The 25,259-nt window shown below is 68.8% G+C and carries 24 protein-coding genes; 11 read left to right on the top strand and 13 right to left on the bottom strand.

The window, feature by feature from the left end:
* The first annotated feature begins 54 nt into the window (after positions 1-54).
* Entirely contained in the window at positions 55-609 is a 555-nt protein-coding gene (locus BKN51_RS23295) for an isochorismatase family protein (protein WP_101609623.1), read from the top strand.
* A gap of 6 nt (positions 610-615) precedes the next feature.
* Here the strand turns inward: BKN51_RS23295 and BKN51_RS23290 are convergent, their stop codons facing one another.
* Positions 616-2,043 carry a PP2C family protein-serine/threonine phosphatase gene (locus tag BKN51_RS23290; protein ID WP_233223016.1) on the bottom strand — a complete coding sequence of 476 codons (1,428 nt, stop codon included), beginning with the start codon at positions 2,041-2,043 and terminating at the stop codon, positions 616-618.
* 371 nt (positions 2,044-2,414) lie between these two features.
* Here BKN51_RS23290 and BKN51_RS23285 point away from each other — a divergent pair, with 371 nt between their 5' ends.
* Both BKN51_RS23285 and BKN51_RS23280 read left to right on the top strand, forming a co-directional pair.
* Positions 2,415-3,239, top strand: a complete 825-nt coding sequence (locus BKN51_RS23285; RefSeq protein WP_369862235.1) for a GAF and ANTAR domain-containing protein — start codon at positions 2,415-2,417, stop codon at positions 3,237-3,239.
* 28 nt (positions 3,240-3,267) lie between these two features.
* The gene (locus BKN51_RS23280; RefSeq protein ID WP_101609620.1) at positions 3,268-4,137 is read left to right on the top strand and encodes an alpha/beta fold hydrolase; all 870 of its coding nucleotides are present in this window, start codon (positions 3,268-3,270) and stop codon (positions 4,135-4,137) included.
* A gap of 7 nt (positions 4,138-4,144) precedes the next feature.
* Here BKN51_RS23280 and BKN51_RS23275 read toward each other — a convergent pair whose 3' ends face one another.
* The 5 genes from BKN51_RS23275 to BKN51_RS23255 form a co-directional block, all read right to left on the bottom strand.
* A complete protein-coding gene (locus BKN51_RS23275; RefSeq protein WP_101609619.1) occupies positions 4,145-4,486 on the bottom strand; it encodes a hypothetical protein in 342 nt (113 codons plus the stop codon).
* 164 nt (positions 4,487-4,650) lie between these two features.
* Positions 4,651-6,189 carry an alkaline phosphatase D family protein gene (locus BKN51_RS23270; RefSeq protein WP_101609618.1) on the bottom strand — a complete coding sequence of 513 codons (1,539 nt, stop codon included), beginning with the start codon at positions 6,187-6,189 and terminating at the stop codon, positions 4,651-4,653.
* A gap of 82 nt (positions 6,190-6,271) precedes the next feature.
* Positions 6,272-7,234 (bottom strand): NAD(P)-dependent alcohol dehydrogenase, encoded by a 963-nt coding sequence (locus tag BKN51_RS23265; RefSeq protein ID WP_101609617.1) that lies wholly within the window; start codon positions 7,232-7,234, stop codon positions 6,272-6,274.
* 13 nt (positions 7,235-7,247) lie between these two features.
* Positions 7,248-7,463, bottom strand: coding sequence for a helix-turn-helix transcriptional regulator (locus BKN51_RS23260; RefSeq protein ID WP_101609616.1), 216 nt, complete (start codon positions 7,461-7,463; stop codon positions 7,248-7,250).
* Positions 7,457-7,885, bottom strand: coding sequence for a hypothetical protein (locus BKN51_RS23255; protein WP_101613411.1), 429 nt, complete (start codon positions 7,883-7,885; stop codon positions 7,457-7,459). The genes BKN51_RS23260 and BKN51_RS23255 overlap by 7 nt, the downstream gene beginning before the upstream one ends.
* A 131-nt stretch (positions 7,886-8,016) precedes the next feature.
* Between BKN51_RS23255 and BKN51_RS23250 the strand changes: the two genes are divergently transcribed.
* Positions 8,017-8,412: a PASTA domain-containing protein gene (locus tag BKN51_RS23250; protein WP_101609615.1), complete on the top strand. Its 396-nt coding sequence runs from the start codon at positions 8,017-8,019 to the stop codon at positions 8,410-8,412.
* A gap of 1 nt (position 8,413) precedes the next feature.
* On the opposite strand, the gene BKN51_RS23245 is transcribed toward BKN51_RS23250, so the two are convergent.
* Positions 8,414-8,800: a MarR family winged helix-turn-helix transcriptional regulator gene (locus BKN51_RS23245; RefSeq protein ID WP_101609614.1), complete on the bottom strand. Its 387-nt coding sequence runs from the start codon at positions 8,798-8,800 to the stop codon at positions 8,414-8,416.
* A gap of 86 nt (positions 8,801-8,886) precedes the next feature.
* Here BKN51_RS23245 and BKN51_RS23240 point away from each other — a divergent pair, with 86 nt between their 5' ends.
* Entirely contained in the window at positions 8,887-10,344 is a 1,458-nt protein-coding gene (locus BKN51_RS23240; protein WP_101609613.1) for an MFS transporter, read from the top strand.
* Between the two features lie 51 nt (positions 10,345-10,395).
* Here BKN51_RS23240 and BKN51_RS23235 read toward each other — a convergent pair whose 3' ends face one another.
* Positions 10,396-11,646 (bottom strand): cytochrome P450, encoded by a 1,251-nt coding sequence (locus tag BKN51_RS23235; RefSeq protein ID WP_101613410.1) that lies wholly within the window; start codon positions 11,644-11,646, stop codon positions 10,396-10,398.
* 211 nt (positions 11,647-11,857) lie between these two features.
* Between BKN51_RS23235 and BKN51_RS23230 the strand changes: the two genes are divergently transcribed.
* On the top strand, positions 11,858-12,586 hold the full coding sequence (locus BKN51_RS23230) for an alpha/beta fold hydrolase (RefSeq protein WP_101609612.1): 729 nt from the start codon (positions 11,858-11,860) through the stop codon (positions 12,584-12,586).
* Here BKN51_RS23230 and pdxR read toward each other — a convergent pair.
* From pdxR to BKN51_RS23210, 4 genes are all read right to left on the bottom strand, one after another.
* On the bottom strand, positions 12,583-14,064 hold the full coding sequence (gene pdxR, locus BKN51_RS23225) for a MocR-like pyridoxine biosynthesis transcription factor PdxR (RefSeq protein WP_101609611.1): 1,482 nt from the start codon (positions 14,062-14,064) through the stop codon (positions 12,583-12,585). The genes BKN51_RS23230 and pdxR overlap by 4 nt on opposite strands.
* 12 nt (positions 14,065-14,076) lie before the next feature.
* Positions 14,077-17,685 (bottom strand): methionine synthase, encoded by a 3,609-nt coding sequence (gene metH / locus BKN51_RS23220; RefSeq protein WP_101609610.1) that lies wholly within the window; start codon positions 17,683-17,685, stop codon positions 14,077-14,079.
* Positions 17,686-17,958: 273 nt separating this feature from the next.
* A complete protein-coding gene (locus tag BKN51_RS23215) occupies positions 17,959-18,303 on the bottom strand; it encodes a hypothetical protein (RefSeq protein WP_101609609.1) in 345 nt (114 codons plus the stop codon).
* A 380-nt stretch (positions 18,304-18,683) separates the two neighbouring features.
* A complete protein-coding gene (locus BKN51_RS23210; RefSeq protein ID WP_101609608.1) occupies positions 18,684-19,364 on the bottom strand; it encodes a peptidylprolyl isomerase in 681 nt (226 codons plus the stop codon).
* 158 nt (positions 19,365-19,522) lie between these two features.
* On the opposite strand from BKN51_RS23210, the gene BKN51_RS23205 reads away from it, so the two are divergent.
* Positions 19,523-20,134 carry a hypothetical protein gene (locus tag BKN51_RS23205; protein WP_101609607.1) on the top strand — a complete coding sequence of 204 codons (612 nt, stop codon included), beginning with the start codon at positions 19,523-19,525 and terminating at the stop codon, positions 20,132-20,134.
* Positions 20,135-20,146: 12 nt separating this feature from the next.
* On the opposite strand, the gene BKN51_RS23200 is transcribed toward BKN51_RS23205, so the two are convergent.
* Positions 20,147-20,416: a DUF2631 domain-containing protein gene (locus BKN51_RS23200; RefSeq protein WP_101609606.1), complete on the bottom strand. Its 270-nt coding sequence runs from the start codon at positions 20,414-20,416 to the stop codon at positions 20,147-20,149.
* Positions 20,417-20,511: 95 nt separating this feature from the next.
* Here BKN51_RS23200 and dxr point away from each other — a divergent pair, with 95 nt between their 5' ends.
* From dxr to BKN51_RS23180, 4 genes are all read left to right on the top strand, one after another.
* Positions 20,512-21,717 (top strand): 1-deoxy-D-xylulose-5-phosphate reductoisomerase, encoded by a 1,206-nt coding sequence (dxr, locus tag BKN51_RS23195; protein WP_101609605.1) that lies wholly within the window; start codon positions 20,512-20,514, stop codon positions 21,715-21,717.
* Positions 21,718-21,720: 3 nt separating this feature from the next.
* The gene (locus BKN51_RS23190; RefSeq protein ID WP_101609604.1) at positions 21,721-22,962 is read left to right on the top strand and encodes a M50 family metallopeptidase; all 1,242 of its coding nucleotides are present in this window, start codon (positions 21,721-21,723) and stop codon (positions 22,960-22,962) included.
* A 118-nt stretch (positions 22,963-23,080) separates the two neighbouring features.
* Positions 23,081-24,232, top strand: coding sequence for a flavodoxin-dependent (E)-4-hydroxy-3-methylbut-2-enyl-diphosphate synthase (ispG, locus tag BKN51_RS23185; RefSeq protein WP_168214373.1), 1,152 nt, complete (start codon positions 23,081-23,083; stop codon positions 24,230-24,232).
* Positions 24,233-24,386: 154 nt separating this feature from the next.
* Complete coding sequence (locus tag BKN51_RS23180; protein ID WP_101609602.1) at positions 24,387-25,241, top strand: GNAT family N-acetyltransferase; 855 nt, start codon at positions 24,387-24,389, stop codon at positions 25,239-25,241.
* Positions 25,242-25,259 lie beyond the last annotated feature (18 nt).

Raw genomic sequence — 25,259 nt, 5'->3', positions numbered from 1 at the left:
GGTGCTCCGGGTTAAGGTCTGCCACAGCAGCCTGACCAGGAGGGACACCCTGTCATGACCACTCTCGACAACCGGCCGAACACCGCGCTCTTGGTCGTCGACGTCCAGAACGGCGTCGTCGACGAGGGCCACGAGCGGGACGCGGTGGTGGCGAACATCGCCGCTCTCGTCGGCCGCGCGCGACGGGAAGACGTGCCGGTCGTGTGGGTGCAGCATTCCGATGAGGAACTCGTGCGAGGGAGCGAGGAGTGGTGCCTCGTCGGCGAGCTGACCCGGGAAGACGCCGAGCCGCTCGTCGACAAATCCTATGGAGATTCCTTCGAGGACACCGATCTGGAGAAGGTGCTGGCCGAACGCGGTGTCGGGCGTCTCGTGGTCGTCGGGGCGGAGACCGACGCCTGCATTCGCTCGACGTTGCACGGCGCCCTGGTCCGGGGATACGACGCGACGCTGGTCGGCGACGCGCATACGACCGTGGACAAGTCGGAATGGGGAGCGCCCGAGCCGGCGCAGGTCATCGCGCATACGAACCTGTACTGGCGGTACCAGGTCGCGCCGGGCCGGAAGGGAGGCACGGTCGCGACAGCGGACGTCGAATTCAGCGGCTGAGCCGTCTCATGACCGGCCCGGCCGCCGAGCGATCAGCAGCCCCGCGTCGCTGGTGAAAACGTTGCCGCAGTGGGACTTCGCCGCCTGTAGGACACAACGGGCGGTTTCGGGTGGCACCTGCCCGAGGTTGTCGTCCAGGCAGTCGGCGAACGCGAACCGTTCGCCGTCGGCGGCACGTGCGCCCGAGAGGCCTTCAGTGTGCAGGACCAGCAGGTCTCCGGGCCGCAGCCGGGCGGTCCCGATCCGGCCGGGCTGCCCGGCGCCGAACGGCGGGCGCTCCACGATGTCCACTGTGGTCTGTTGACGGTCGTCGCCCAACACGAGCGGCGGGACGCCTCCGGCATCGAGGTAACGGAGCCCGCCGTCGGCGAGGTTCAGTTCGGCCAGCGTGCCGCGAACCGTGACGCCGTCGCCGAACTGTGCCGACAGCGCTTTGTCGACAGCGGATTCCTGGCCACGCAGGTCCAGGTCTTCGCGGCGGGCGGATCGGTAGGCCGCGAGCGCCGCCGAGACCACCAGGCCCGCGGAGAGGGTGTCGCGTCCGGCGTCGAAGATCGCCAGGCGAGCTGTCGTTTCGGAGAGCGCGTAGTCGAAGGTGACTCCGCGAACGTCGTAAGTGGGCTCGACACCGCCCGCCACCACGACGTCGCGCGTCGCCGCGGTCAACGGGGGAAGGTTCTGCCAGAGAAGCTCCGCGATGGGGCCGCGCCGCCGCTGTCGCCGCAGCGTGTCGAGGCCGTCGCCGTACCTCATCGCGGCCGCGATGAGGCAGCCGGACAGCGACGCGAGCCACTGGCACTGGATTCGCAGCGAGGGGTCGTTGAGGTCGGCGTCCGGACCGGCCTCGACCTCGAGCACGCCGATGCGCTCGTCACCGTCCAGCAGAGTGGCCCACAACCGTGGTCCGCCCGGCTCCTCGACCAGCAGGGTGCCGGCGTGCCGGTACGCCTCGCCCGCGGTGCTCGCCTCGATGGTCAGCGGTGCCTTGACGGTCGCCGACTCGCCGGGAAGCGGGATGAGCTGCCGCTGGTCGTAGTCGGCGAGATAGACGGTGATCTCGAGGTCCAGTGCCCGGCCTGCCGCGGCGATGATCTCGGGCAGCCGTTCGGGGGAGGCACGGTGGGCGCCGTCGAGGAGCCCTACCAGCGCGGCCAACGGCCCGCGAGGCCGGAAGTCCTCGCCGGTCGCGCGGCTGTAGGGCGCCCGGCGAACGCCGGAGACCTCGTCGAGCCGTTCGTTGACCGCGTGGGCGACCATGTCCCGTTGGATCCTGGGCAGGGGTATCAGCTCCTGCAGGAAGCCGTCCAGTTCGACTTCGCTGACGTCGCCGCCGAGAGCGAAATATCTCAGCCACAGCTGCTCGACGGTGAGTCCGGTCCGCGCGAAACAAGCCGCGACGATCCGGCGCTGCTCCTCTGCCTGGAGCGAAGCCACGGTGATCACCCCCCGAGTTCTCGACAACACCAGACCCGGGTACCAACCGGTGCCCGGTCCGAAACATGAGCGGGCATGAACGGACCCGAGCCGCGGGAGAACGTGAAATTACGCCAGGTGGCCGAGCGGTGCGTGGTCGGCGTGCCCGGTAGGGGTGATCCGGGGCGGGCCGAACGTGGGTCGCGGTAGGCGGGGTGATCCCATTCGGCTAAGGTCGGCTTCCGAAAGCGGTTCTGAGCGTTGAGAAGTTAGCGCCGATCCGCCGGTAACCGGGTTGGTTGCGGCGGTTGATGGTGCGCGCTCGGCGCCGGTTCCCGCCGGTGACTCCCGTGGTGCATCACGCCGATGTGCAGAAGTGGGAGAGGCGGGCTTTGGCCGATGAAATCGACTGGCAGCAGGACAAGAACCGATTCGTCGAGGATGTCGGCGACGGCGAACTGCCGGTGACCTCCGAGAACGGCGCTCGGCTCATCGCCGGGCCACTGGTTAGCCAATTCGTGTCCCTGACCAGGGCGTTGCTGGATTCCGGCTCGGTCGCGGCGGTACTCGAACGAGTGGTCTTCGCGACCCGTGACCTGGTGCCGGGCGCGGATCTGGTGAGTGTCACCCTCCTCGATCCCGACGGCGCGTTCCACACGCCGGTGCGGACCGACGAGATCGCGCGCGAACTGGACCAGCTGCAGTATCAGTACGGCGAGGGTGCCTGCGTCGAGGCCGCGCGGGTTTCGGGACCGGCGGCGGCCTTCAGCGACAACCTCGCCGAGGACGCGCGCTGGCCGCGGTTCGGGCCGGCAGCCGCGGCGCTCGGTTTCCACTCGCTGGTCTCGACGGCCTTGCTGCCCGAGGCGTCGAGTTCGCAGCTTTCGGGCGCGCTGAACGTCTACTCGCGACGTCCGCACGGCATCGCCAGGGCAGACCGCGATGTGCTGTTGCTGCTGGCCACGCACGCGTCGCTGGCGCTGGCGACCACGCACGCGGTCACGCGCGGTCAGCTCCAGGAGGAGCAGCTCCAGCAGGCACTGGACAGCAGGGACGCGATCGGACAGGCCAAGGGCATCCTGATGGCGCGGCGGGGGATCGACGCGGCCGAGGCGTTCGAGGTGCTGCGGAACACGTCGCAGAACATGAACATCAAACTCCGGGAACTGGCGGAGATGCTGTCCAAGCGGCATTCGGAACTGCATCTGCCCGACTGAGCGGGCGGGCGCCACTACGATCGCGATCATGGGTCTCGGTGAACTGGCGTTGTCGCGATCGTTCGAGTGGCGTGGCCGTTCGGTGGCGTGGGAGCGACTCGGCGAAGGCGCCCCGGTGGTGCTGTGCCACGGGACACCGTGGTCGGCGCAGCTGTGGGCGCCTTTCGCGCGAGCGCTCAGCGAGGAGTTCACCGTCCACGTCTGGGACATGCCGGGGTACGGCCGCTCGTCGAAGGAGCCCGGTCACGCGGTCGATCTCGGCACGCAGGGCGAGCTTTTCGCCGACCTGCTCGCGTATTGGGGACTGACGGCCCCGCACGTGATCGCGCACGACTACGGCGGCGCCGTCTCGCTGCGCGCCAACCTGCTGCACGGCGCCGAATACGCCTCTCTCGCCCTGGTGGACGTCGTCGCGCTACGGCCGTGGGGTTCGGAGTTCTTCCGGCTCGTCGCGGAGAACGCCGAGGTCTTCCAAGCACAGCCCCCGACGGTGCACCGAGGTGCGCTGGAGTCCTATATCGGGACGGCCTCCCATCGTGGTCTCACCGGCGCGCAACTGGCCACGCTGACCGGCCCTTGGCTGGACGAGCAGGGACGACGCGCCTTCTACCGGCAGATCGCCGAGGCGGACGTCCGGTACACCGACGAGATCCAGGATCGCTATCCCGAACTCGCCTTGCCGGTGAAGGTGATCTGGGGCGCGGAAGACACCTGGATCCCGGTGGACCGGGCGGACCAGCTCGCGAACGCGATTCCCGGCGCCCTCTTGGACGTCATTCCGGATGCAGGGCATCTGATCCAGTACGACGCGCCGGTCGAACTGGCCTTTTCCCTCCATCGCTGGCTCACCGCGGAAGTGGACCGGTGGGGACCCGGACCAAGATCAACATCGCATTAGCGAAATATTAGAGATCGTCTACGTGATATCCCGCGACGTAGGCGTTCGAGAGCAGTCCGCCGTGACATTCCGCCGTCGACGGTCCGAAACCGCGCGGAACCCAATGGCCGACGGTGTACCAAAAGGATGACCCCGACGCGCAGTGAGCGACCACTCGATAGGTTTCCGAGTACCTCGGCAGGGAGAAGCAGGTCGTGGAAATCCCCTCGCCGAAGAGGATTCCGAAGCGGTTGCTGTCGCAACCGTAGGGCGGGAAGGGGCTTTCGGTCGCCGCGGAGGCCGGTGAACCGGCCAGGATTCCGGCCGCCGAGAAGGCGGCCATGACTAAAGCGGCGATTTTCTTCTTCATTGCTTTCTCCCGGGGATCGTTCCCAATGGAAAGCTCAGATTAGCCGCACGGAAGAATTGTCGTGAATTCATCGGGCAGGTGAAAAGAGAACGCGTGCGGTGAGCCGCGCTGCTCCGAAAGAGCGTCCCCCGACCCCCTTCTGAGTCCGCCGGTCCCCTTTTGGCCTAGCGTCGCCGGTATTGCGCGGGGGACGTGATCGTGGCCCTGTCCTCATAGGACCCGGGCCTGCCGCGGTCGACGTGGAACGTCGTCAGGGTGCTCACCGGCGAACGCGGGTCGCGCCGGTCGCCGATCACCCGCATGTGCGTGCTCCAGCGGCGCGGGGTGACCTCGTAGACGTCGTAGCCGTACCGGTTGCCCTCGAAGTACTTGAGGTGCGGGTTCGCCGCGCCCATCTTCGGCCCGTTCGTGGCGTTCCATTCGGGGGAGTAGGCGCCGGAGGAGACCGAATGCGCGGTGAACTCCGTGCCGATCACCGGGGTGGCCGGATCGGCGAAGTCGGGGCGGATGTCGTCGACGAACGCCGAATGCCAATCGCCGGTGATCACCACGAGGTCTTCGAGGCCGCTCTGGGCGACGTGGGTCAGCACCTCCTTGCGTTCGGCGAGGAAGCCGTCCCACTGGTCGGTGAACATGTAGCCGCCGCCACCCGGCTTCGCCAGCTGGCTGAGCATGATCGAGTTCACCCAGCAGTGCCAAGCCTCACCGGCGCCGGTCACCTGATCCTTGAGCCACGCCTTCTGATCCGCGCCGAGGATCGTGCCGTCGGGCAGGTTCTGCGCCGACCGGTACTGCCGGAGATCCAAAATGGACAGGTCCAGCAGGTCGCCCCAGCGGCGCTGCCGGTGGATCCGCGGGCTCGCCGGGTGGTCCGGGCGCACCGGCATGTGTTCGAACCAGGCCTGGTACGCCGCCGATCGCCGGGCCTGCAGTGCCGGAGTGGTACCGCTGTAGTCGTTGACCACCTCGTGGTCGTCCCAGGTGATGAACCAGGGGTGGGCCGCGTGAGCGTCCCGCAGCGAGGGGTCGGACTTGTAGAGCGCGTGCCGCCGCCGGTACGACGGCAGCGTCAGTACCTCGGGGCCTTCGTGATCGCGCAGCGGGTTCCCGCCGACCTGGCCGTGTTCGTAGACGTAGTCGCCGAGGTGGACGACGAAATCGAGGTCCTCCCGCGCGATCCCGGCGTGGGCCGCGTAGAACCCGTCGTGGAACGCCTGGCAGTTCGCCGAGGCGAACCGCACCCGCCGGACCGGCCCGACGGGCGCGGTGCGGGTGCGGCCGACCCGGCTGACCTTGCCGAGCGCGTGGAAGCGGTAGTAATACTGCGAGCCCGGCTCCAGCCCGGACACCGGGACGTGCACGCTGTGCCCGAGCCCGGCGGTGGCCGGCGCCGTCCCGCGCGCCACGCGGCGGCGGAAACCGCGGTCGGTGGCGACCTCCCAGCCGACCTCGACGGTGTCTTCGAGCGGCTGCTCGAACTCCATCGGCTTCGGCGCGAGCCTGGTCCAGAGCGCGACGCCGTACGGGACGGGGTCGCCGGACGCGACGCCGAGCGTGAACGGCGCCTCGTCCCAGGTCGCGCCCAGTGCCGCCGCGGCCTCCTCCGCCTGCGCGACGGTCATCCGCGAACTCAACGGCCAGGCCAGCCCCAGCGCACCGGCGGTGGCGGCGCCTCGCAACAGGTCCCGGCGGTTGACGGACATCGGTGGCTCCCTCGGCTTCGTGGTGGGTCGTCCCACACCGAACACGCCCAAGATGGCCGGGGGTGAACGCGAGGGAGAACATTCAGACGGTGATGACGACCTTGCCGCGCGCGTGTCCCTCGCTCGCGTAGCGGATGGCTTCGGGCACCTCGGCCAGCGAGTAGGAGCGGTCGATGACCGGCGTCAGTTTCTCCGCCTCGATGAGCGCGCGAAGTGCCTGGAGATCGTCTTGGTTCTCCGTGGAGAACAGGCCGAGGAGCTTCTGTTTCACGAACGGCCCGAGGAACAGTGCCCGCAGGTTGCGGCCCACCGGCCCGATCCACCGCCCGTCGCCCTCGCCACCGACGATGACCAGGGTGCCGCGCGGGGTGAGGGCTTTCCGCAGCGAGGTCAGCGACCGGTTGCCCGCGGTGTCGAGGATGAGGTCGTAGCCGCCGCCGAAGTCCTCACGCGTGTAGTCGAACACCCTGTCCGCGCCGAGCGAGCGGACGAGGTCCACCTTGCCCGTCCCGCACACCCCGTCGACCGTGGCGCCGAAAGCCTTGGCGATCTGCACCGCGAACGTGCCGACGCCACCGCCCGCGCCGATGATCAGGACCTTGTGCCGGGGCGCGACCTTCCCTTTGTCGCGAAGCGCCTGGAGGGCGGTGAACGCGGAGATGGGGACGGCCGCGGCTTCCTCGAACCCGAGCCGCCCGGGTTTCCGTGCCAGTTTGTCCACTGTGGTCAGTGCGTATTCGGCGAAAGAACCTTGGCAGGTACCGAAAACCTCGTCGCCGGGCTGGAATCGCGTGACGTCGCCGCCGACCGCGTGTACGACACCGGCGAAGTCGAGGCCACGGACAGGGGCCTTCGGTCTCCGTACCCCGAAGCCCATCAAGCGCACCAGATAGGGCGTGCCCTCCATGAGATGCCAGACCCCGGGATCGACGGCCGCCGCGCGGATCCGGACGACGACACCGTCCGGCCCCGGTTCGGGATCCGGCAGCTCGATCAACTCCAGGACTTCCGTCGTGCCGTACTCGTGCTGGACGATCGCCTTCATGGGGGCCTCTTTCCTAGTCTGGGTACTGAAAAACGTCGTCGAGTCCGACGCCGAACACCCGGGCGATCTGGAAGGCCATCTCGAGGGACGGTGAGTAGCGGCCCTGTTCGATGGCGATGACCGTCTGGCGCGTGACGCCGATCCGGTCCGCGAGTTGCGCCTGCGTCATCTCACCGGCGGCGAAGCGCAGGGCGCGGATCGAGTTCATGACCTTGGTCGGTTTCACCATGTCTGGAATCCCCGGCGGTAGGCGGCGATCTTCGCGATCGAACCGAGCAGGGAGGACAGGACGAAGGCGAGGTACACGGTGTTGGCGATCCAGAAGTGGTCCAGTTCCGCCATCGCCATGACGAGCGCCGCGACGCCGCCGATGACGACGAACGACTGCCCGACGTGCTCACCGAACCGGCCGATTTCGCGGTCTCGCTGGTCTTTGCGCCCCGCGTCACGCGGTGAGGCGATCGACGCCGCGATGTGCAGCACGATCGAGGCCACGATGGCCGCCCCGATCGTCCACAGCAACGGTGCCACGTAAGGGACATCGACGAGCGGGCCGGATCTCGCCCCGCCGAGGACGACGATCAGGTACGCCGCGTAGGCGAAAACCGTGACCACGAGCATGATCCACGCGCGCTTCTCTTCCAGTGCCACGTGTTCCAAGGTAAAGAGTTCTAGACACCATGTCAAATATTCTTTACCTCGGTGGCCCTGATCGGGTGCTAACGATCAGCCGTCCTGGCGCGACTCTCTTCGGTCTCATCACCACAGACTGGAGTCCCGGGATGACGAAGACCGCCAGCCGGATCGCCCTGCTTCTCGCCGTCGGCGCGCTCGGCCTCGCCGCGTGCGGTGCTCCGAACCCGCGGCCGGGGGCGCCGGCGACCGTCACGGAGACGGTGGCGAGCGCGCAGCCGTCCAGCCGGGCGAGCGCTCCGACAACGGCGGCCGCCAAGCTCGTCACCGTCCTGGACGTCTCGGGGATGAACCATCAGGACGCGCAGGACGCGATGCAGGCGGCGGGCCTGTACAACCTGCGCGAGGTCGACGGGACCGGCAAGGGCCGGATGCTCGTGATGGACCGGAACTGGGTCCAGACGGGTCAGGACCCGGCGCCGGGGACGAAAGTCGCCGCCGACGCGGTGATCACCCTGACCGCGGTCAAAATCGGCGAGAAGTGACTCAAGCCTTGATGGTGAGGGTTTCGTTCAGCGTCGCCCGGTGGGTCGGCTTCGCCTCTTCGTAGCGACGGCGGCCTTCGTCGGTCACGACGACGAAGATCCCGCGCCGGTCCGACTCGCAGAGCGCGCGCTGCACGAGCCCCTCGCGCTCGAGGCGGGCGACGAGTCGCGAAGTGGCGCTCTGGCTCAGGTGGACGACCTCGGTGAGATCGGCCGCGCGGCATTTGCCGACGACGCAGTTCACCAGGCGTTCGAGGGCTTCGAATTCGGTGACGCCGAGGCCGTGGCGCTCCTGGAGCCGGCACTCGAGCCGTCCGAAGACCGCCGCGTGCCGTGCGGACAGGGCGTGCCACTCCTGCAGCAGGTCTTGTTCGGCGACGTCGCTCACGCGGCCCAAGATAGCATGCACATGAATTTTATGCAAAGTCATTAAATGCACTTGCATTAGATGCGTGTGCATGTACTCTACGGATCATGAGTTCTTCCGTGCAGCTGTCCACCAGCTCTACAAGGTGGGACGCGCGCCTCTGGGGTGTCCTGCTCACCGTGTCCGTCGTCGTGGGCCTCGACGCGCTCGACGTGTCGATGGTCGCCGTCGCCCTCCCGTCCATCCAGGCCGAACTCGGCCTCTCCACCGGTGCCCTGCAATGGGTCATCAGCGCCTACGTGCTCGGCTACGGTGGCCTGCTGCTTCTCGGCGGGCGCACCGCCGACCTGCTCGGCAGGCGCCGGGTCTTCCTTGTCGCCGTCGCGGTCTTCGCGGTCGCTTCCCTGCTCGGCGGTCTCGTCGACGACGGCGCGCTGCTGATCGCCACCCGCTTCATCAAGGGTCTCGCCGCCGCGTTCACCGCGCCGGCCGCGCTGTCCATCATCACCACGACCTTCCACGAAGGCCCCGCCCGCAACCGGGCGATCAGCATCTTCGCCGTCTTCGGTGCCAGCGGTTACTCCGCGGGCCTCGTGTTCTCCGGTCTGCTCACCGAGGTGGGCTGGCGCTGGACGTTCCTGCTGCCGGTGCCGATCGCGCTCGCCGCGCTGGCCGCCGCGGTCAAGCTGATCCCGTCCTACCGCCCGCAGGAGGGTGGCGGCTACGACTTCCCCGGCGCTATCACCGGTGCCGCCGGTTCGCTCCTGCTGGTCTTCGCCGTGGTCGAGGCGCCGGAGATCGGCTGGGCCTCCCCGAGGACGCTGATCACGTTCGCGCTCGCGCTCGCGTTGCTCGTCACCTTCGTGCTCATCGAGAAGCGCAGCAAGCACCCGCTGCTCCGCCTCGGCATCCTGCGCTCGGGCCCGCTGGCCCGCGCCAACCTCGGCGGCGCGACGTTCTTCGGCGCCTACATCGGTTTCCAGTTCGTGGTCATGCTGTACCTGCAGACCGTCCTCGGCTGGTCCGCGTTGCAGACCGCGCTCGGATTCCTGCCCGCCGCGCTGATCGTGGCCTTCGGTTCGCCCAGGATCGAGCCGCTGATCGACCGGCTCGGCACGCCGCGCACGATCCTCGCCGGAGTCGTCGCCCACGTCATCGGGTACGCGCTGTTCCTGCGGATCGACGAGAGTTCCAGCTACGCCGGTTCGGTGCTGCCGAGCATGATCCTGCTGGGTGTCGGCTTCATGCTGGCGTTCTCCTCGCTCAACATCCAGGCGACCAACGGCATCTCCGACGACGAGCAGGGGCTCGCCGGCGGTCTGCTGAACACGTCGATCCAGGTCGGCGGTGCGATCGGCCTCGCCGTGGTGACCGCGGTCCTGACCGGCAACGCGGGTGGCGCCACCGGCCCGGCCGCGCTGCTGAACGGGTTGGCGCCCGCGCTGACCGTCGTCACCGGCATCGCCGTGATCAGTGTCCTGGTGGCGCTGTCCGGAGTCGTCGGCCTGCGCAAGGCCGAAGCCCGCTCCGCCGTCGCCGAACCGGAGTTCGCCGCCGCCGAATGACCAGGGGGTGATGGCCCCTTCCCGCGCTCGGGGGCGGGAAGGGGCCCTTCGCTACCAGCGGATCGGCAGGGACTTCAGCCCGTTCTGGAAGTTCGACCGCAACCGCACCGGGGTGCCGTCGAGTTCCACCTCGCCGGGCAGGTCGAGGATCGCTTCGAACATCGCGCGCAGCTGCACCCTGGCGAGCTGGGCGCCGAGACAGAAATGCGGGCCGTGCCCGAAGGTCAGGTGGTCGTTGGGCGTCCGGCCGATGTCGAAGCGGTCCGGGGCTTCGAAAACGGACTCGTCGCGATTCGCCGACGAGAACCAGACGACGACCTTGTCGCCCGCGCGGATGTCCACATCGGACAGAGTGACGTCTTCGGTCGCGGTCCGGCGGAAGTGCATGACCGGCGTCCACCAGCGGAGCATCTCTTCCACCGCAACGGGAAGCAGCGAACGGTCGGCCAGCAGCCGCCGGTACTGGTCCGGATGCGACAGCAGCGCCAGCATCCCGCCGGGGATCCCGTTGCGCAGCGTTTCGTTGCCCGCCACGGAAAACAGCCAGAACAGATTCTCGAACTCGTCGATCGAGACCCGGCCTCCGTCTTCCACGTGACCCATCAGGTTGCTCATCACGTCGTCGCCGGGGTGCCGTCGCTTGTACTCGCCGAGCGCGGTGGCGTACGCGTAGAGATCCGGCATCCCGGCGCGGGTGCGCGGATCGGGCATCGCACCGTCCGGGCCCGGAACCGGCCGCACGGCCAGCGCCGCCCGCGCGAGCTCGGTGACCTCTCCCGCTTCGACGGTCGCGCTCACCGCGTAGTCCGCGTCCTGGTAGCCGATCACGCGATTGCTCCAGTCGTACATCAGCCGCCGGTCCTGTTCGGGAATCCCGAAGACCTCGGCGAGCGTCAGCAGCGGGAGATCGGCGGCGACGGCGGCGAAATCACATCGCCGCTCCGCCGCGACTGCGGTGATCAGATCCCTTGCCCAGCCGTGGATCCGCTCGGTCAGCCTGCCGACCGCGCGCGGCGTGAACGCCCTGGTGAGCAGGCCCCGCAGCCGGGCGTGCTCGGGCGGATCCATGTTGAGCATCATCCGGCGGACGTAACCGAGGTCCTGTTCGGTCGCCGGGTCCCGGATCTGCGTCCCGCCCAGGTGCGACGAGAACAGCTTCGGATTCTTCAGCACGTACTTGACGTCCGAATGTCCGAGCACGGCCCAGAAATCGTCCACCCGCACGACCGGCGACTCCCGGCGCAGCGCCGCGAGGTGCTCGTACGGCACGCCCCGGGTATAGGTGTCCGGATCGGTGATCACGGCTCCGAACACTAGCCCGTGTCGTGCGCGTCTGTTCGCGGTCTTCGCGCCCAAATGGTCCCTGACGTCACGGGCGATCCAGCCGAGTACAACCCGGTACGAGGCCGAATCGCCCGTGACGTCAGGAACCACCTGGATCACGAAGCCCATCGAACAGACGCGCACGACACGGACTAGCCCGCGGACGGGGGACTGGGGAAAGATCCGTCCGGTGGAAACCCTGAAGATGCGCACCGCCGGAACCGATGGCCCCGCCGTGCTCCTGCTGCACGGCCTCGGCGCGACGGGAGCGGTCTGGGACGGCCTCATGGCGGAGCCGGGATACCGCTGGCTGGCGCCCGACCTGCCGGGACACGGGGGATCGGCCCGGTTGCCGCACTACTCGTTCGGCGGTCTGGCCGCGGCGGTCGCCGACGCGCTCCCGGAACGCGGTCCGCTGCTGGTGATCGGCCATTCGCTGGGCGGCGTGGTCGGGCTCGCGCTGGCCAGCGGCTGGTTCGGGGTGAAGGTCGCCGGGCTGTTCGCGATCGGCGTCAAGGTCGAATGGAGCGAGAGCGACCTTTCGAGGGCGACCGCCATGGCGGCCAAGCCGCCGAGGGTGTTCCCGAGCCGTGAGGACGCCGAACGCGGCTTTCTCAAGATCGCCGGTCTGGTCGGGATCGCCGAGGCGGACCCCGACGGCGTGGCCGAAACCGAAGGCGGCTGGCGGCTGGCGCTGGACCCGCGCGCGTTCGGCGTCGGCGCTCCCGACATGCGTGGCCTGCTCGGCGCGGCGCGCTGCCCGGTCGTCCTCGCGGCCGGAGAACACGACCCCATGAGCCGTCCTGAGCAGCTTCGCGCGCTCAGCCCGCACTCCGCCGTACTCCGGGGACTCGGCCACAACGCCCACGTCGAGGACCCGTCCTCGCTCCTGCCCTTCCCCCGGCAATTCGTCCTCTAGTTGCGGTAGTTCGCCGGCGAACTACCACAACCAGAGGACGAAACGCGGGAAATCTTGCCCAGGACGGCGATGCCTTCGGCGATGTCACTCGCCGGGCTGGCCCCGTAGCCGAGGACGAGACCCGGATTCATCGGCCGCTGGCAGTGCCACGACAGCGGCTGCACCTTCACGCCCTGCTCCAGCGCGGCGGCGGCGAAGTCGAGGTCGGAGAACTCGGCGTCGAAGGTGATCGTCAGGTGCAGCCCGGCGGCCGCGCCGTGCACCACGGCGTCCGGGAGATGGGTCCGGAGCGCTTCGATCATCGCGTCCCGCCGGCGGCGGTGCCGTTTGCGCACGAACCGCAGCTGCCGCTCCATCTCGCCGGATTCCATGAGATGCGCGAGCACCAGCTGCGGGAGGACGGCGTTGCCGAGGTCGGCGAACCGTTTGGCCGCGACCACCTCGTCCCGGTACCGCGGCGGCACCAGCATCCAGCCCACCCGGAGCGCGGGCGCGAGCCACTTCGACACGCTGCCCGCGTAGCAGACCTGTTCGGCCAGCATCGAGCGCAGCGCGGGGACCGGCGGACGGTCGTAGCGGTGCTCGGCGTCGTAGTCGTCCTCGATGATCAGCCCGCCGTCCGCGGCCCAGCGCATGAGCTCACGACGGCGCTCCCCGCCGAGCACGACACCGGTCGGGAACTGGTGCGCGGGCGTGAGCAGGACGGCGGGCGCGCCGCTGCGGACAAGCTCGTCGACGTCGATCCCGTCCTCGTCCACGCGGATCGGCGGCGTCGCCAGCCGCCGGTCGTGCAGATGCTGCCGCGCGCCCAGCGAGCTCGGATCCTCGACGGCGATCTCGGAGATCCCGTTGTCGCACAGCACCTGGGCCAGCAACCCGAGACCCTGCGCGACGCCGGCGACGATCAGGACGTCGTCGGCGTCGGCGGTGATGCCGCGGGTGCGGGCGATCCAGCGCGCGATGGCCAGCCGCAGCGCGGGCGCGCCACGCGGGTCGCCGTAGCCGAAGGCCGCCGCCGAGAGGTCGTTGAGCACGGTGCGTTCGGCGCGCAGCCAAGCCGTCCTCGGGAAGGCCGTCAGATCCGGTACGCCGGGGGACAGGTCGATCTTCGCCGGTGTCGACCGCAGTGAATCGAAGACGCCGATCCCGGGGGCGGGCTGGAAGATCGTGCCCGCCGACGGCGGCCCGGGCGCCGTTTGCTCCTTCGTCCTCGCGGGAGCCGCGACGACCACGGTGCCCGCGCGGCCGCGTCCGGCGACGTGGCCGTCCTCGACCAGCCGTTGGTAGGCCTCGGTGACCACGCCGCGCGAGACCCGCAGGTCCGCGGCCAGCGCCCTGGTCGCGGGCAGCCTGCTGCCGACCGGCAGGCGGCCGTCGGAGATGGCGTGCCGCAGCCGCGACGCCAGCCAGTCCGACCGGCGCCCCGGCGGCGCGTCACCGATGTCCAGCTGCAGGAAGTCCGAGCCCTCGGCAGTCACCTGATCATTGTGTCATTCGGGCTCGTAGGCGAGGTTCGGGCGCAGCCATTGCTCCATAGTGGACAGTTCGAGGCCCCGCCGGGCGGCGTAGTCCTCGACCTGGTCCTTGCCGAGCCGTCCGACGGTGAAGTACTTCGACTCGGGGTGGGCGAAGATCAGCCCGGACACGCTCGCCGCGGGCGACATCGCGAAGGACTCCGTCAGCGTCATTCCGAGCTTGTCGGAGTCGAGCAGGTCGAACAGCTCCTGCTTCTCGCTGTGGTCCGGGCTGGCCGGGTAGCCGAGCGCGGGACGGATCCCGCGGAACCTCTCGGCGTGCAGGTCTTCCAGCTTCGGATCTGCGTCGGGCTCGAACCATTCCCGCCGTGCCTTCAGGTGGATGTACTCGGCGAACGCCTCGGCGAGCCTGTCCGCGAGCGCTTTCACCATGATGGCGCGGTAGTCGTCCTGCTTCGCTTCGAACTCGGCGGCGAAGTCCTCGGCACCGAGGATGGTGACCGCGAATCCGCCGAGGTGGTCGCCCGCCCCGGCCGGGGCGATGTAGTCGGACAGGCAGCGGTTCGGCCGCTCCAGCGGTTTCTTCGTCTGCTGGCGCAGCATCGGGAACTTGACTCCCGACTCCAGGATGATGTCGTCGCCCTCGGAGTGCGCAGGCCAGAACGCGTACGCGCCCTTGGCCTGGAACCGCTCCTCGGCGACGATCTGGTCCATCAGGGTGTTCGCGTCGTCGAACAGCTCCTGCGCGACCGGGTTCGAGAGGATCGCCGGGTACTTGCCCTTCAGCTCCCAGGCCAGGAAGAGGAAGGTCCAGTCGACCATCTCGCGCAGTTCGGTGAGCGTCGGCGAGACGTACCGGACACCGGTGAACTCGGGCGTCGGGACCTCGTTGAAGGACACCTTCTCCGGGTTCGCCCTGGCCTGCGCGACCGTCAGCAGCGGGGTGCGCTGCTTGTTGGCGTGCTGCTCACGCAGCTTCTCCTGGTCGGCCCGGTTGTTCTTGTCGAGGATCTCGGCGCGGTCCGCGTCGAGCAGGTCACCGACGACACCGACGACGCGGGAGGCGTCGAGGACGTGCACGGTCGTGTTCTCGTACGCGGGCGCGATGCGGACCGCGGTGTGCTGGCGTGACGTGGTCGCGCCGCCGATCAGCAGCGGGAGTTTCAGCCCGCGCCGCTCCATTTCGGTGGCGACGTTGACCATTTCGTCCAGCGACGGCGTGATCAGGCCGGAAAGCCCGATGGCGTCGGCACCTTCGGAGACGGCGGTGTCCAGGATGACCGAAGCCTGGACCATCACGCCGAGGTCGATCACCTCGTAGTTGTTGCAGCCGAGGACGACGCCGACGATGTTCTTGCCGATGTCGTGCACGTCCCCCTTGACCGTCGCCAGGACGATCTTTCCGTTGCCCTGGCGGGTTTCGACCCGGCCTTCGAGGCGGGCCTTCTCCTTCTCGGCCTCCATGTACGGCTCGAGATAGGCCACCGACCGCTTCATCACGCGGGCGCTCTTGACCACCTGCGGCAGGAACATCTTCCCGGATCCGAACAGGTCGCCGACGATCTTCATGCCGTCCATCAGCGGGCCTTCGATGACCTCGAGCGGCCTCGGCAGCTTCTGGCGCGCTTCCTCGGTGTCCTCTTCGATGTAGTCGACGATGCCGTGCACCAGCGCGTGGCTGAGCCGAGCCTCGACCGTGCCTTCGCGCCAGGACAGGTCGATGACGCGCTGGGTTCCCTTGCCACTGACCGTTTCCGCGAAGGTGACCAGCCTGTCGGTGGCGTCTTCACGGCGGTCGAAGAGGACGTCCTCGACCAGTTCCAGCAGATCCTTGGGGATGTCCTCGTAGACCGCGAGCTGCCCGGCGTTGACGATGCCCATGTCCAGCCCGGCGCGCACCGCGTACAGCAGGAAGGCGGAGTGCATCGCCTCGCGGACGATGTTGTTGCCGCGGAAGGAGAACGAGAGGTTCGAGATACCGCCGCTGATGCGCACGCCGGGACAGCGTTCCTTGATCCGCGGCAGCGCGTCGATGAACGCCTTGGCGTACCCGTTGTGCTCGGAGATACCGGTCGCGACCGCGAGCACGTTCGGGTCGAAGATGATGTCCTCGGCGACGAAACCGGCCTTCTGCGTCAGCAGATCGTAGGCACGGCCGCAGATCGCGACCTTCCGGTCGGCGGTGTCGGCCTGGCCCTGCTCGTCGAAGGCCATCACGACCACGCCCGCGCCGTAGTCGCGGATGCGCCGGGCCTGCTGGAGGAACTGCTCCTCGCCCTCCTTGAGGCTGATGGAGTTGACGACTCCCTTGCCCTGCACGCATTTCAGCCCGGCTTCGAGGACCGTCCACCGCGAGCTGTCGATCATGATCGGCAGCCGGGCGACCTCGGGTTCGGTGGCGATGAGGTTGAGGAAGGTGGTCATCGCTTTTTCACTGTCGAGCAGGTCGGCGTCCATGTTGACGTCCAGCAGGTTCGCCCCGCCGCGGACCTGCTCCAGCGCGACGTCGACGGCGGCCTGGTGGTCGTCGGCCTCGATCAGCTTGCGGAACTTGGCGGACCCGGTGACGTTGGTCCGCTCGCCGATCATGACGAAGCCGGTGTCCTTGCCGATCTCGAACGGCTCGAGCCCGCTGAACCGGGTACTCGCCTTCGGAGCCGGGACGTGCCGCGGCGTCATCCCGCGGACCGCGTCGGCGATCTCCTTGATGTGCGCGGGAGTCGTGCCGCAGCAGCCGCCGACGACGTTGACCATCCCCGACGTGGCGAAGTCGCCGAGCAGGCCGCCGGTCTCCTCGGGCGTCTGGTCGTACCCGCCGAACGCGTTCGGCAGCCCGGCGTTGGGGTGACAAGCCGTGTACGTGCCGGCGAGGCGGGAAAGTTCGGCGATGTGCGGGCGCATTTCCTCGGCGCCCAGCGAACAGTTGACACCGACCAGCAGCGGTTCCGCGTGCTCGACGGCGCTCCAGAACGCCTCGACCGTCTGCCCGGACAGTGTCCGGCCGCTCAGGTCGACGATCGTGACCGAGATCCACAGCGGCAGATGCGGCGCGACGTCGCGGGCGGCGGAGATCGCGGCCTTGCAGTTGAGGGTGTCGAAGATGGTCTCGATGAGCAGCAGATCGACGCCGCCCTCGGCGAGCGCCTTGATCTGATCCGCGTATGAGGCGTAGACCTCGTCGAAGGTCACCGCGCGGAACGCCGGGTCCTCGACCTTCGGCGACAGCGACAACGTGACGTTCAGCGGCCCGACCGACCCGGCGACGAACTTCCCGCCCGCCGCGTCCGCCGCCTCGCGCGCGATTTGGGCGCCGCGGAGGTTCATCTCGTACGCGAGGTTCTCGAGCCCGTAGTCCGCCTGGCCGATGGTGGTGGCGGTGAACGTGTTCGTCGTCGTGATGTCCGCGCCGGCGTCGAGATACTGGCGGTGGATGTCGAGGACGATGTCCGGTCTGGTGATGTTCAGCAGGTCGGGGTCGCCGGTGATGTCACGGGGGTGATCCTGGAACCGCTCGGTGCGGTAATCCTCTGGTTTGAGGCCGGCGTTCTGGAGCATCGACCCCCACGCGCCGTCGAGCACGACGATTCGCTCTTCCAGCAGCTTTCGCAGGGCGGTCGTTTCCATCCAGCGCTCCTCCCATGTCGTGGGAGGCGCCCTTGCGGTGGTGTCCGGGGCCGAGCGTGGCGGACTCAGCGGTCCGTTGCAGCGCCTCTCGACCTTCGATGAGCTTACCGGATATACCCGCGCCGGGACTCGGCTCTCGCTCAGAGGTCACTTGAGAACGGGCGCCGGGCTCGCCTGGGCAGCGAAAAGGCGCGACCTCGTCCTCCCAGATACTGAGAAGGACGAGATCGCGCCGGGCCGGGGGCCGAGGTGTGTCCGGCCCCCGGCTCCCGTTCAGGCGAGTTCGCGGTAGCCCGCCCAGTGTGCGCCGGTCCAGGCACCGCCGCCCCGGTTCACGCGCCCGGCGCCGTCGCCGGGGAAGAAGATGAGGCTGTTGCCCGAATCGATCGCGATCAGATCGGCGCGACCGTCACCGGTGAAATCACGCCCGGAGCCGGAGGAACCCCACGCCGCGTCCGCGATCACCGCCGCCGAACCGACGTTGGCCCGGTAGTTCGACCCGTCGGGGAACGCCGAACGCTGGACCCGTTGGCAGATGTTCGCGATGTCGCCGCTCTGCCACGAGTCGCCGGGATAGTTCCGCAGCATCGCGTTCAGGAAGGCGTTGGTGGCGTACACCGGATCGATCAGTTCGGCCGGCGTACCCCAGCCCTGGCTCGGCCGTTGCTGAAACAGGCCGAGACTGTCGTGATCGGGCCTGGTTGTAGTTGTTCAGGTGGGTCTCGGTGATCGCCGTGGTGATCGCGATGTTCGCCGCCCGGAGGTTCAGGCCACGGGCCTTCACCTGCCTGATGATCGCCCGAGCGCAGGACGCGTTGTAACCCGAGAACCAGCTGACCTGCGGGCGCACCCTCGAGGCAAGGGCCTCGTCCTCGGCGGTGACCCCCGCCGAGGCGCAGGGCGCGGTCGTCGCGACGGCGAGGAGCGCGAGCCGCTCGTTGTCAGCGGTGTGGTTCGGCCGAACGGTCTGCAATTCCGTGTCTTTTGGAGGCTTCGCTTTAGAAGCCGACGGTCGCCTTCTGGATTTTCACCGGCTTCGCGGGTAGCCCGTCGGCAGGCACGTTCGGATCCGTCGGGATGATGCCGTTCGCCACGATCCGGTCCAGCACCTCCATGCCCCGCACGACCTTGCCCATCACCGAGTAGTTCTTCGGGATGTTCGCGAACGAGTGCACGATGAAGAACTCGCTGCCGTTGGTCCCCGGTCCCTGGTTGCCCATGGCGATGGTGCCGCGTTCGTAGGTCTCGGTGCCGTCGACCTCGTCCGGGAACTTGTAGCCCGGCCCGCCCTTCTCGGCTTCGTAGATGTCGCCGCACTGAAGGACGCCGAGGCGCGAGGAGTTCGTCAGGCGCCAGCACTGGCTGTGGTCGTAGAAGCGCTGCAGGGCCAGGCTCGCCAGGTTGTGCGCGGCGCACGGGGCGGCGCCCGCGCGGTTCAGGCGCACGGTGACGGGGCCGTAGTTGAAGCGGAACGTGACGTCGATGGTGCCGCGCGTCAGCGCGAAGGGGAGCGGCCGGAACACCGGGCGGGCGGCGGGGTTCTCCGGCGTCGGCGTGAACTCGCAACGCACGATCGGCAGTGAGCCCGCGGAGGCGGCGGGCGCGGCCGTTGCCACACCCGGCAGCAGGACGGCGGCGAGAGCGGAAACGACAGCGGTGACACCCCAGCGCAGCTTCATGAGGGGGAACCTAACTCAATCGGGTGGTCGTCGGGTAGCGCTTCACGGGCCGGGGGTGGGCAAGCGCCGGTACGGAGCCGGTTCAGGTGGTCGTGAGTGGCGATTCGGGTTAGAACACGAATCGCCACTCACGACCACCTGCACCGAACGGCCACCGCATGCTGAGCTCACTCACCGCCGCGTACCTCGCCCTCTCCCTCGTCGTGATCCCGCCCACCGAGATCCGCCCCGACCAGGTCGACCACGTCGCCCTGCCCTGCGCCCAGGCGGGCGCCTCCGCCGACGACGCCGACACGGCGGGAGCGCTCAATCAGCAACTCGGCACCAAGATGCGCGGCTACATGAACCCGTACAACACGTCGTGCGCCAGAGCGGTCGTCGAAACCGTCCAGAGATCGGGCCTCAACGAACGCGCGGCGGCCATCGCGCTCGCCACGGTGATCGTCGAGTCGAGCATCGCCAACCTCGACGGCGGACTCGGCGACTCCGTCGGGCTCTTCCAGCAGCGAGCGAGCTGGGGTTCCTTCGCGCAGCGGACCGATCCGGTCTGGGCGACCGGCAGGTTCCTCGCCGTGATGCGGCAGTTCTTCCCCGGCGACTCCTGGAACAACGTCGCCATCGGGGACGTCGCCGCGGCGATCCAGCGGCCGGCGGCGAAGTACCGGCATCGCTACGGGGTCGAGGCCGACGACGCGGTCAAGATCGCCGCCGAGTTGTGGGTCCATGACGGCGAATGGCCCCTGTCCTCGACGGAGAACAGGGGCCATTGAGTCGTGAAGGTGCTACTTGCGCCAGGCCGTGCGCTGCTTGCGGATGTCCATCACGAGACCGAACACCAGCGCCAGCGACAGGCCGATCAGCCACAGGTTCTCGGTCCAGCCGTGGTGGTTGCCGTACAGCATCACCAGCAGGATGATCGCGCTCAGCCAGCCCGCGATCCGCGTCGCCTTCGGGAAGGAACCGTGCCAGCCCCACTCGGCCGACGGCTCGTCGTGGGGGTCAACGGTGTCGACGCCCACCCGGCCGCGCTTTTCGACCGCCTTGCTCGCCACGATCAACTCCTCAAAACCCGATGGTTCGCTTGCCCGCGAATGATCCCACACCTGGCTGCACGCGCCCGACGGGCCCCGCGCGACAATGACCCCCGATGACTACCTCGCGAAGTGTGCTCGTGCTCGGTTCGACCGGTTCGGTCGGCGCCCAGGCCCTCGACGTCGCGGCCCGTAACCCGGAGCTGTTCCGGGTCGCCGGGATCGCCGCGGGCGGCTCCGACCCCGCCGCGCTGGCCGCCCAGGCCCTGGCGCACCAGGTCGACGCCGTCGCCGTCAGCAGGCCGACGGCCGTGGAAGACCTGCAGCTCGCGCTGTACGCCGAGGCGCAGAAGCGCGGCTACTCCAGCGGCGACTTCAAGCTCCCGCGCATCTTCGCCGGGGCCGACGCGGTCATCGAGATGATCGACACCACCCCGGTCGACGTCGTCCTCAACGCCCTTCCCGGTTCCCAGGGGCTCGCGCCGACGCTGCGCGCGCTGGCCACCGGAGCCACGCTCGCGCTCGCGAACAAGGAGTCGCTGATCGCGGGCGGGCCGCTCGTGCTGGCCGCCGCCAAGCCAGGGCAGCTGGTCCCGGTCGATTCCGAACACTCTGCGATCGCGCAGGCCCTGCGCGCCGGCCGCGAGTCCGAGGTCGCCAGGCTGGTGCTCACCGCCTCGGGCGGCCCGTTCCGCGGCCGCAAGCGCGAGGAACTGGCCGACGTCACCGTCGAGCAGGCGATGGCGCATCCGACCTGGTCGATGGGCCCGCTCATCACGATCAACTCGTCCACCCTGGTCAACAAGGGGCTGGAGCTGATCGAGGCGAAGCTCCTGTTCGACATCGAGACCGACCGCATCGACGTGGTCGTCCACCCGCAGTCGATCATTCACTCGATGGTGACGTTCGTGGACGGCTCGACGATCGCCCAGGCCAGCCCGCCCGACATGCGGCTGCCGATCGCGCTGGCCCTGCACTGGCCGGAGCGCGTGCCCGGCGCCGCGGCCGCGTGCGTCTGGGACAAGCCCGCGAGCTGGACCTTCGAGCCGCTGGACAACGAGGCTTTCCCCGCCGTCGAGCTGGCCAGGCACGCCGGGACCGTCGGCGGCTGTGTCCCGGCGGTGTACAACGCGGCGAACGAGGAACTGGTGGCCGCTTTCCTGGCACAGAACACCGGCTTCACCTCGATTGTGGACACTATTGCCCAGGTGGTGGAAGCCGCCGACGAATGGCGTCGCGAACCTCGCGACGTGGATGACGTACTTGCTGCCGAGCGCTGGGCTCGCGCGCGTGCCGGTGCGCTGATCGGTAAGGGGAAGTAGCGCGTGTGGTTCATTCTCGGGATCGTGCTGTTCGCGCTGGGGATCTGCCTCTCCGTCGCGTTGCACGAAGCAGGCCACATGTGGGCGGCCAAGGCCTTCGGCATGAAGGTCCGGCGCTACTTCATCGGCTTCGGGCCGACGATCTTCTCCTTCCGCCGAGGTGAGACCGAGTACGGCCTCAAGTGGATCCCGCTCGGCGGGTTCTGCGACATCGCCGGGATGACCGCGCTCGACGAGGTCACCCCGGAGGAGTCGAAGCGCGCGATGTGGCGCTTCAAGACCTGGAAGCGCACCGTCGTCATGTCGGCGGGCTCGGCGATGCACTTCATCCTCGGGTTCATCATCCTGTACCTGATGGCCGTCACCATGGGCCTGCCGAACCCGGCCGCGCAGGCCGCTCCCACCGAGGCGGTGATCAGCGCCACGTCGTGTGCCCGCGCGGCCACCACCGTGGAGCAGCTGAACGACACGACCTGCCCGCCCGGCGCCCCGACCCCCGCGAAGACCGCCGGCCTCCTGGCGGGCGACAAGGTCCTGTCCGTCGCGGGCAAGCCGGTGAAGACCTGGCGCGACATGCTGGCCGCCGTCCAGGTCGCCAGCGGCCCGACGCCGTTCGTGGTCGAGCGGAACGGACAGCAGGTGAACCTGACCGTCGACGTGCCGCGGGTGCAGCGGCTGGTCGCCGACGGCTCCAACAACACCACGGTCAAGGACGTCGGCATGATCGGCGCCTCGCCGATCCAGAACACCGCGCCGCCGATGCTGACCTACGGCCCCGTCGACGCGATCGGCGGGACGCTCAGCTTCACCGGCACGATGTTCTCCGAGACCGCCAAGCGGCTGATCGAGTTCCCGTCGCGGATCCCCGCGGTCGTGGAGTCCATCTTCGGCGGCGAGCGTGACCCGAACACCCCGGTCAGCGTGGTCGGTGCCAGCCGGATCGGTGGCGAGGCCGCCGAGCGCGGTCTGTGGGAGATCTTCGTCCTCCTGCTGGCGAGCCTGAACTTCTTCATCGGCGTGTTCAACCTGCTGCCGCTGCTCCCGCTCGACGGCGGGCACATCGCGGTGGTCTGGTACGAGCGCGTCCGGGACTGGTTCCGGAAACTGCGCGGGAAGTCGGCGGGCGGACCGGTCGACTACACGAAGCTTTCCGCGGTCACGATGGTGCTCGTCTTCATCGGCGGGGCGGTGACTCTGCTCACCGTCACCGCCGACATCGTGAACCCGGTCAAGCTGTTCCAGTGACGGGCGCCTCCGATTACGGAGCGCACTGTCAGCACCGTTGGGCTGCCCAGGTAATGCTGCTCACCGTGACGGTTGACGTCGTGGATGTCCGCCGATCGGGGTAGGTACGCTTGACGGTGTGACTGTCGCTCTAGGTATGCCAGCGCTTCCTCCTCCCGTCCTCTCCGAGCGTCGCAAGACCCGACAGCTGCAGGTCGGGCCGGTCGGCGTCGGGAGCGAGCACCCGATTTCGGTGCAGTCGATGACCACCACCCTCACCTCCGACGTCAACGCGACCCTGCAGCAGATCGCGGAGCTGACCGCTGCGGGCTGTGACATCGTGCGCGTCGCGTGCCCGTCCGCGGACGACGCCGAGGCGCTGTCCGCGATCGCCCGGAAGTCTCAGATCCCGGTGATCGCGGACATCCACTTCCAGCCCAAGTACGTCTTCGCCGCGATCGAAGCGGGCTGCGCGGCGGTCCGGGTGAACCCGGGCAACATCCGCAAGTTCGACGACCAGGTCAAGGAGATCGCGCGGGCCGCGAAGGACCACGGCACCCCGATCCGGATCGGCGTCAACGCGGGTTCGCTCGACAAGCGGATCATGGACAAGTACGGCAAGGCGACCCCGGAGGCGCTGGCCGAGTCGGCGCTGTGGGAGGCGTCGCTGTTCGCCGAGCACGACTTCTACGACGTCAAGATCTCCGTGAAGCACAACGACCCGGTGGTCATGGTGCGCGCGTACGAGATCCTCGCCGAGCAGTGCGACTACCCGCTGCACCTCGGCGTCACCGAGGCCGGCCCGGCGTTCCAGGGCACCATCAAGTCGGCCGTGGCGTTCGGCGCGCTGCTGCGCCAGGGCATCGGCGACACCATCCGCGTCTCGCTGTCCGCGCCGCCGGTGGAAGAGGTCAAGGTCGGGATCCAGATCCTGCAGTCGCTGAACCTCAAGGAGCGCAAGCTCGAGATCGTCTCCTGCCCCTCGTGCGGCCGTGCGCAGGTGGACGTCTACACGCTCGCCGAGCAGGTCACCGCCGGGCTCGAGGGCATGGAAATCCCGCTGCGCGTCGCGGTCATGGGCTGTGTCGTCAACGGCCCGGGTGAGGCGCGCGAGGCCGACCTCGGCGTCGCTTCGGGCAATGGCAAGGGCCAGATCTTCGTCAAGGGCGAGGTCATCAAGACCGTGCCCGAGCACGCGATCGTCGAGACGCTGATCGAAGAGGCCATGCGGATCGCCGAGGAGTCGGGCGAGACCATCGGCGAGGGAGAGCCCACCGTCACCGTCGGCTGAGTGGTCGAGACCATGCAATGAAAGTCCCCTTCATCGCAAAATTTGCGATGAAGGGGACTTTCATTGCGCTCAGATGCCCCGACCTGCCCAAGTTCTCTCAGCGTGTCGTGAAGCTTGCGTTCCGTTTACGCCGCTCATCTGGCACCCTGGAGTGGTGTTGCGGCTTGCAGGTGCACGGCTGCTCGATGATCGGGACTATCCGGCGGTCCGTGCCGCGCTCGCCGCAGACCCGGTCGGCAGCTGCATGGTCAGTGCCAGGGTGGAGACCGCGGGTCTCGACCCCTGGCGGCTGGGTGGTGAGCTCTGGGCCGCCGATTCCCGTCCGGTTCGCGCGGGCAGGCTCCAGGGGCTCTGCTTCTCCGGGCCGAATCTGATCCCGTTGCGCGGCAACGCCTCCGCCTTGCGCTCCTTCGCCGATCGCGCCCTGCGCCGCCAGCGGAGCTGTTCGTCACTGGTCGGCCCGGCCGAGCAGGTGCTCGGGCTGTGGGACGAACTCGAGCCGGAATGGGGCCCCGCCCGCGAAGTCCGGCACGACCAGCCCTTGATGGCGCTCGACGGCGTCCCGCACGTGGCCGCCGACCCGTTGGTCCGTGCCGTGCGCCCGGAAGAACTGGACCGCTACCTCCCGGCCGCGATCGCCATGTTCATCGAGGAGGTCGGCGTCGACCCCCGCAACGGCGACGGCGGCGCCGGGTATCGCGCCCGGGTCGCGGAACTGATCGCCGGCGGCCGCGCCTTCGCGCGGTTCGAGGACGGCGAGGTCGTCTTCAAGGCCGAGATCGGCGCGATGTCCTCCACGGTCGGCCAGATCCAGGGCGTCTGGGTGCATCCGGAACGGCGGAGCGGCGGCCTCGGCACCGCCGGGACGGCGTCCGTCGTGACCAGGCTCGTCCGCGGGATGGGGCGCACCGCGAGCCTGTACGTCAACGCCTACAACAGCCCGGCGCTCGCCGCCTATCGCAAGATCGGCTTCCAGCAGGTCGGGCAGTACGCGACGGTTCTCTTTTAGACCGGGCACGGCCCGGAT

The organism is Amycolatopsis sp. BJA-103, assembly GCF_002849735.1.
Taxonomy (GTDB): Bacteria; Actinomycetota; Actinomycetes; order Mycobacteriales; family Pseudonocardiaceae; genus Amycolatopsis.
The sequence above is the reverse complement of the archived record's forward strand: the minus strand, read 5'-3'. Positions and strand labels throughout refer to the sequence as shown.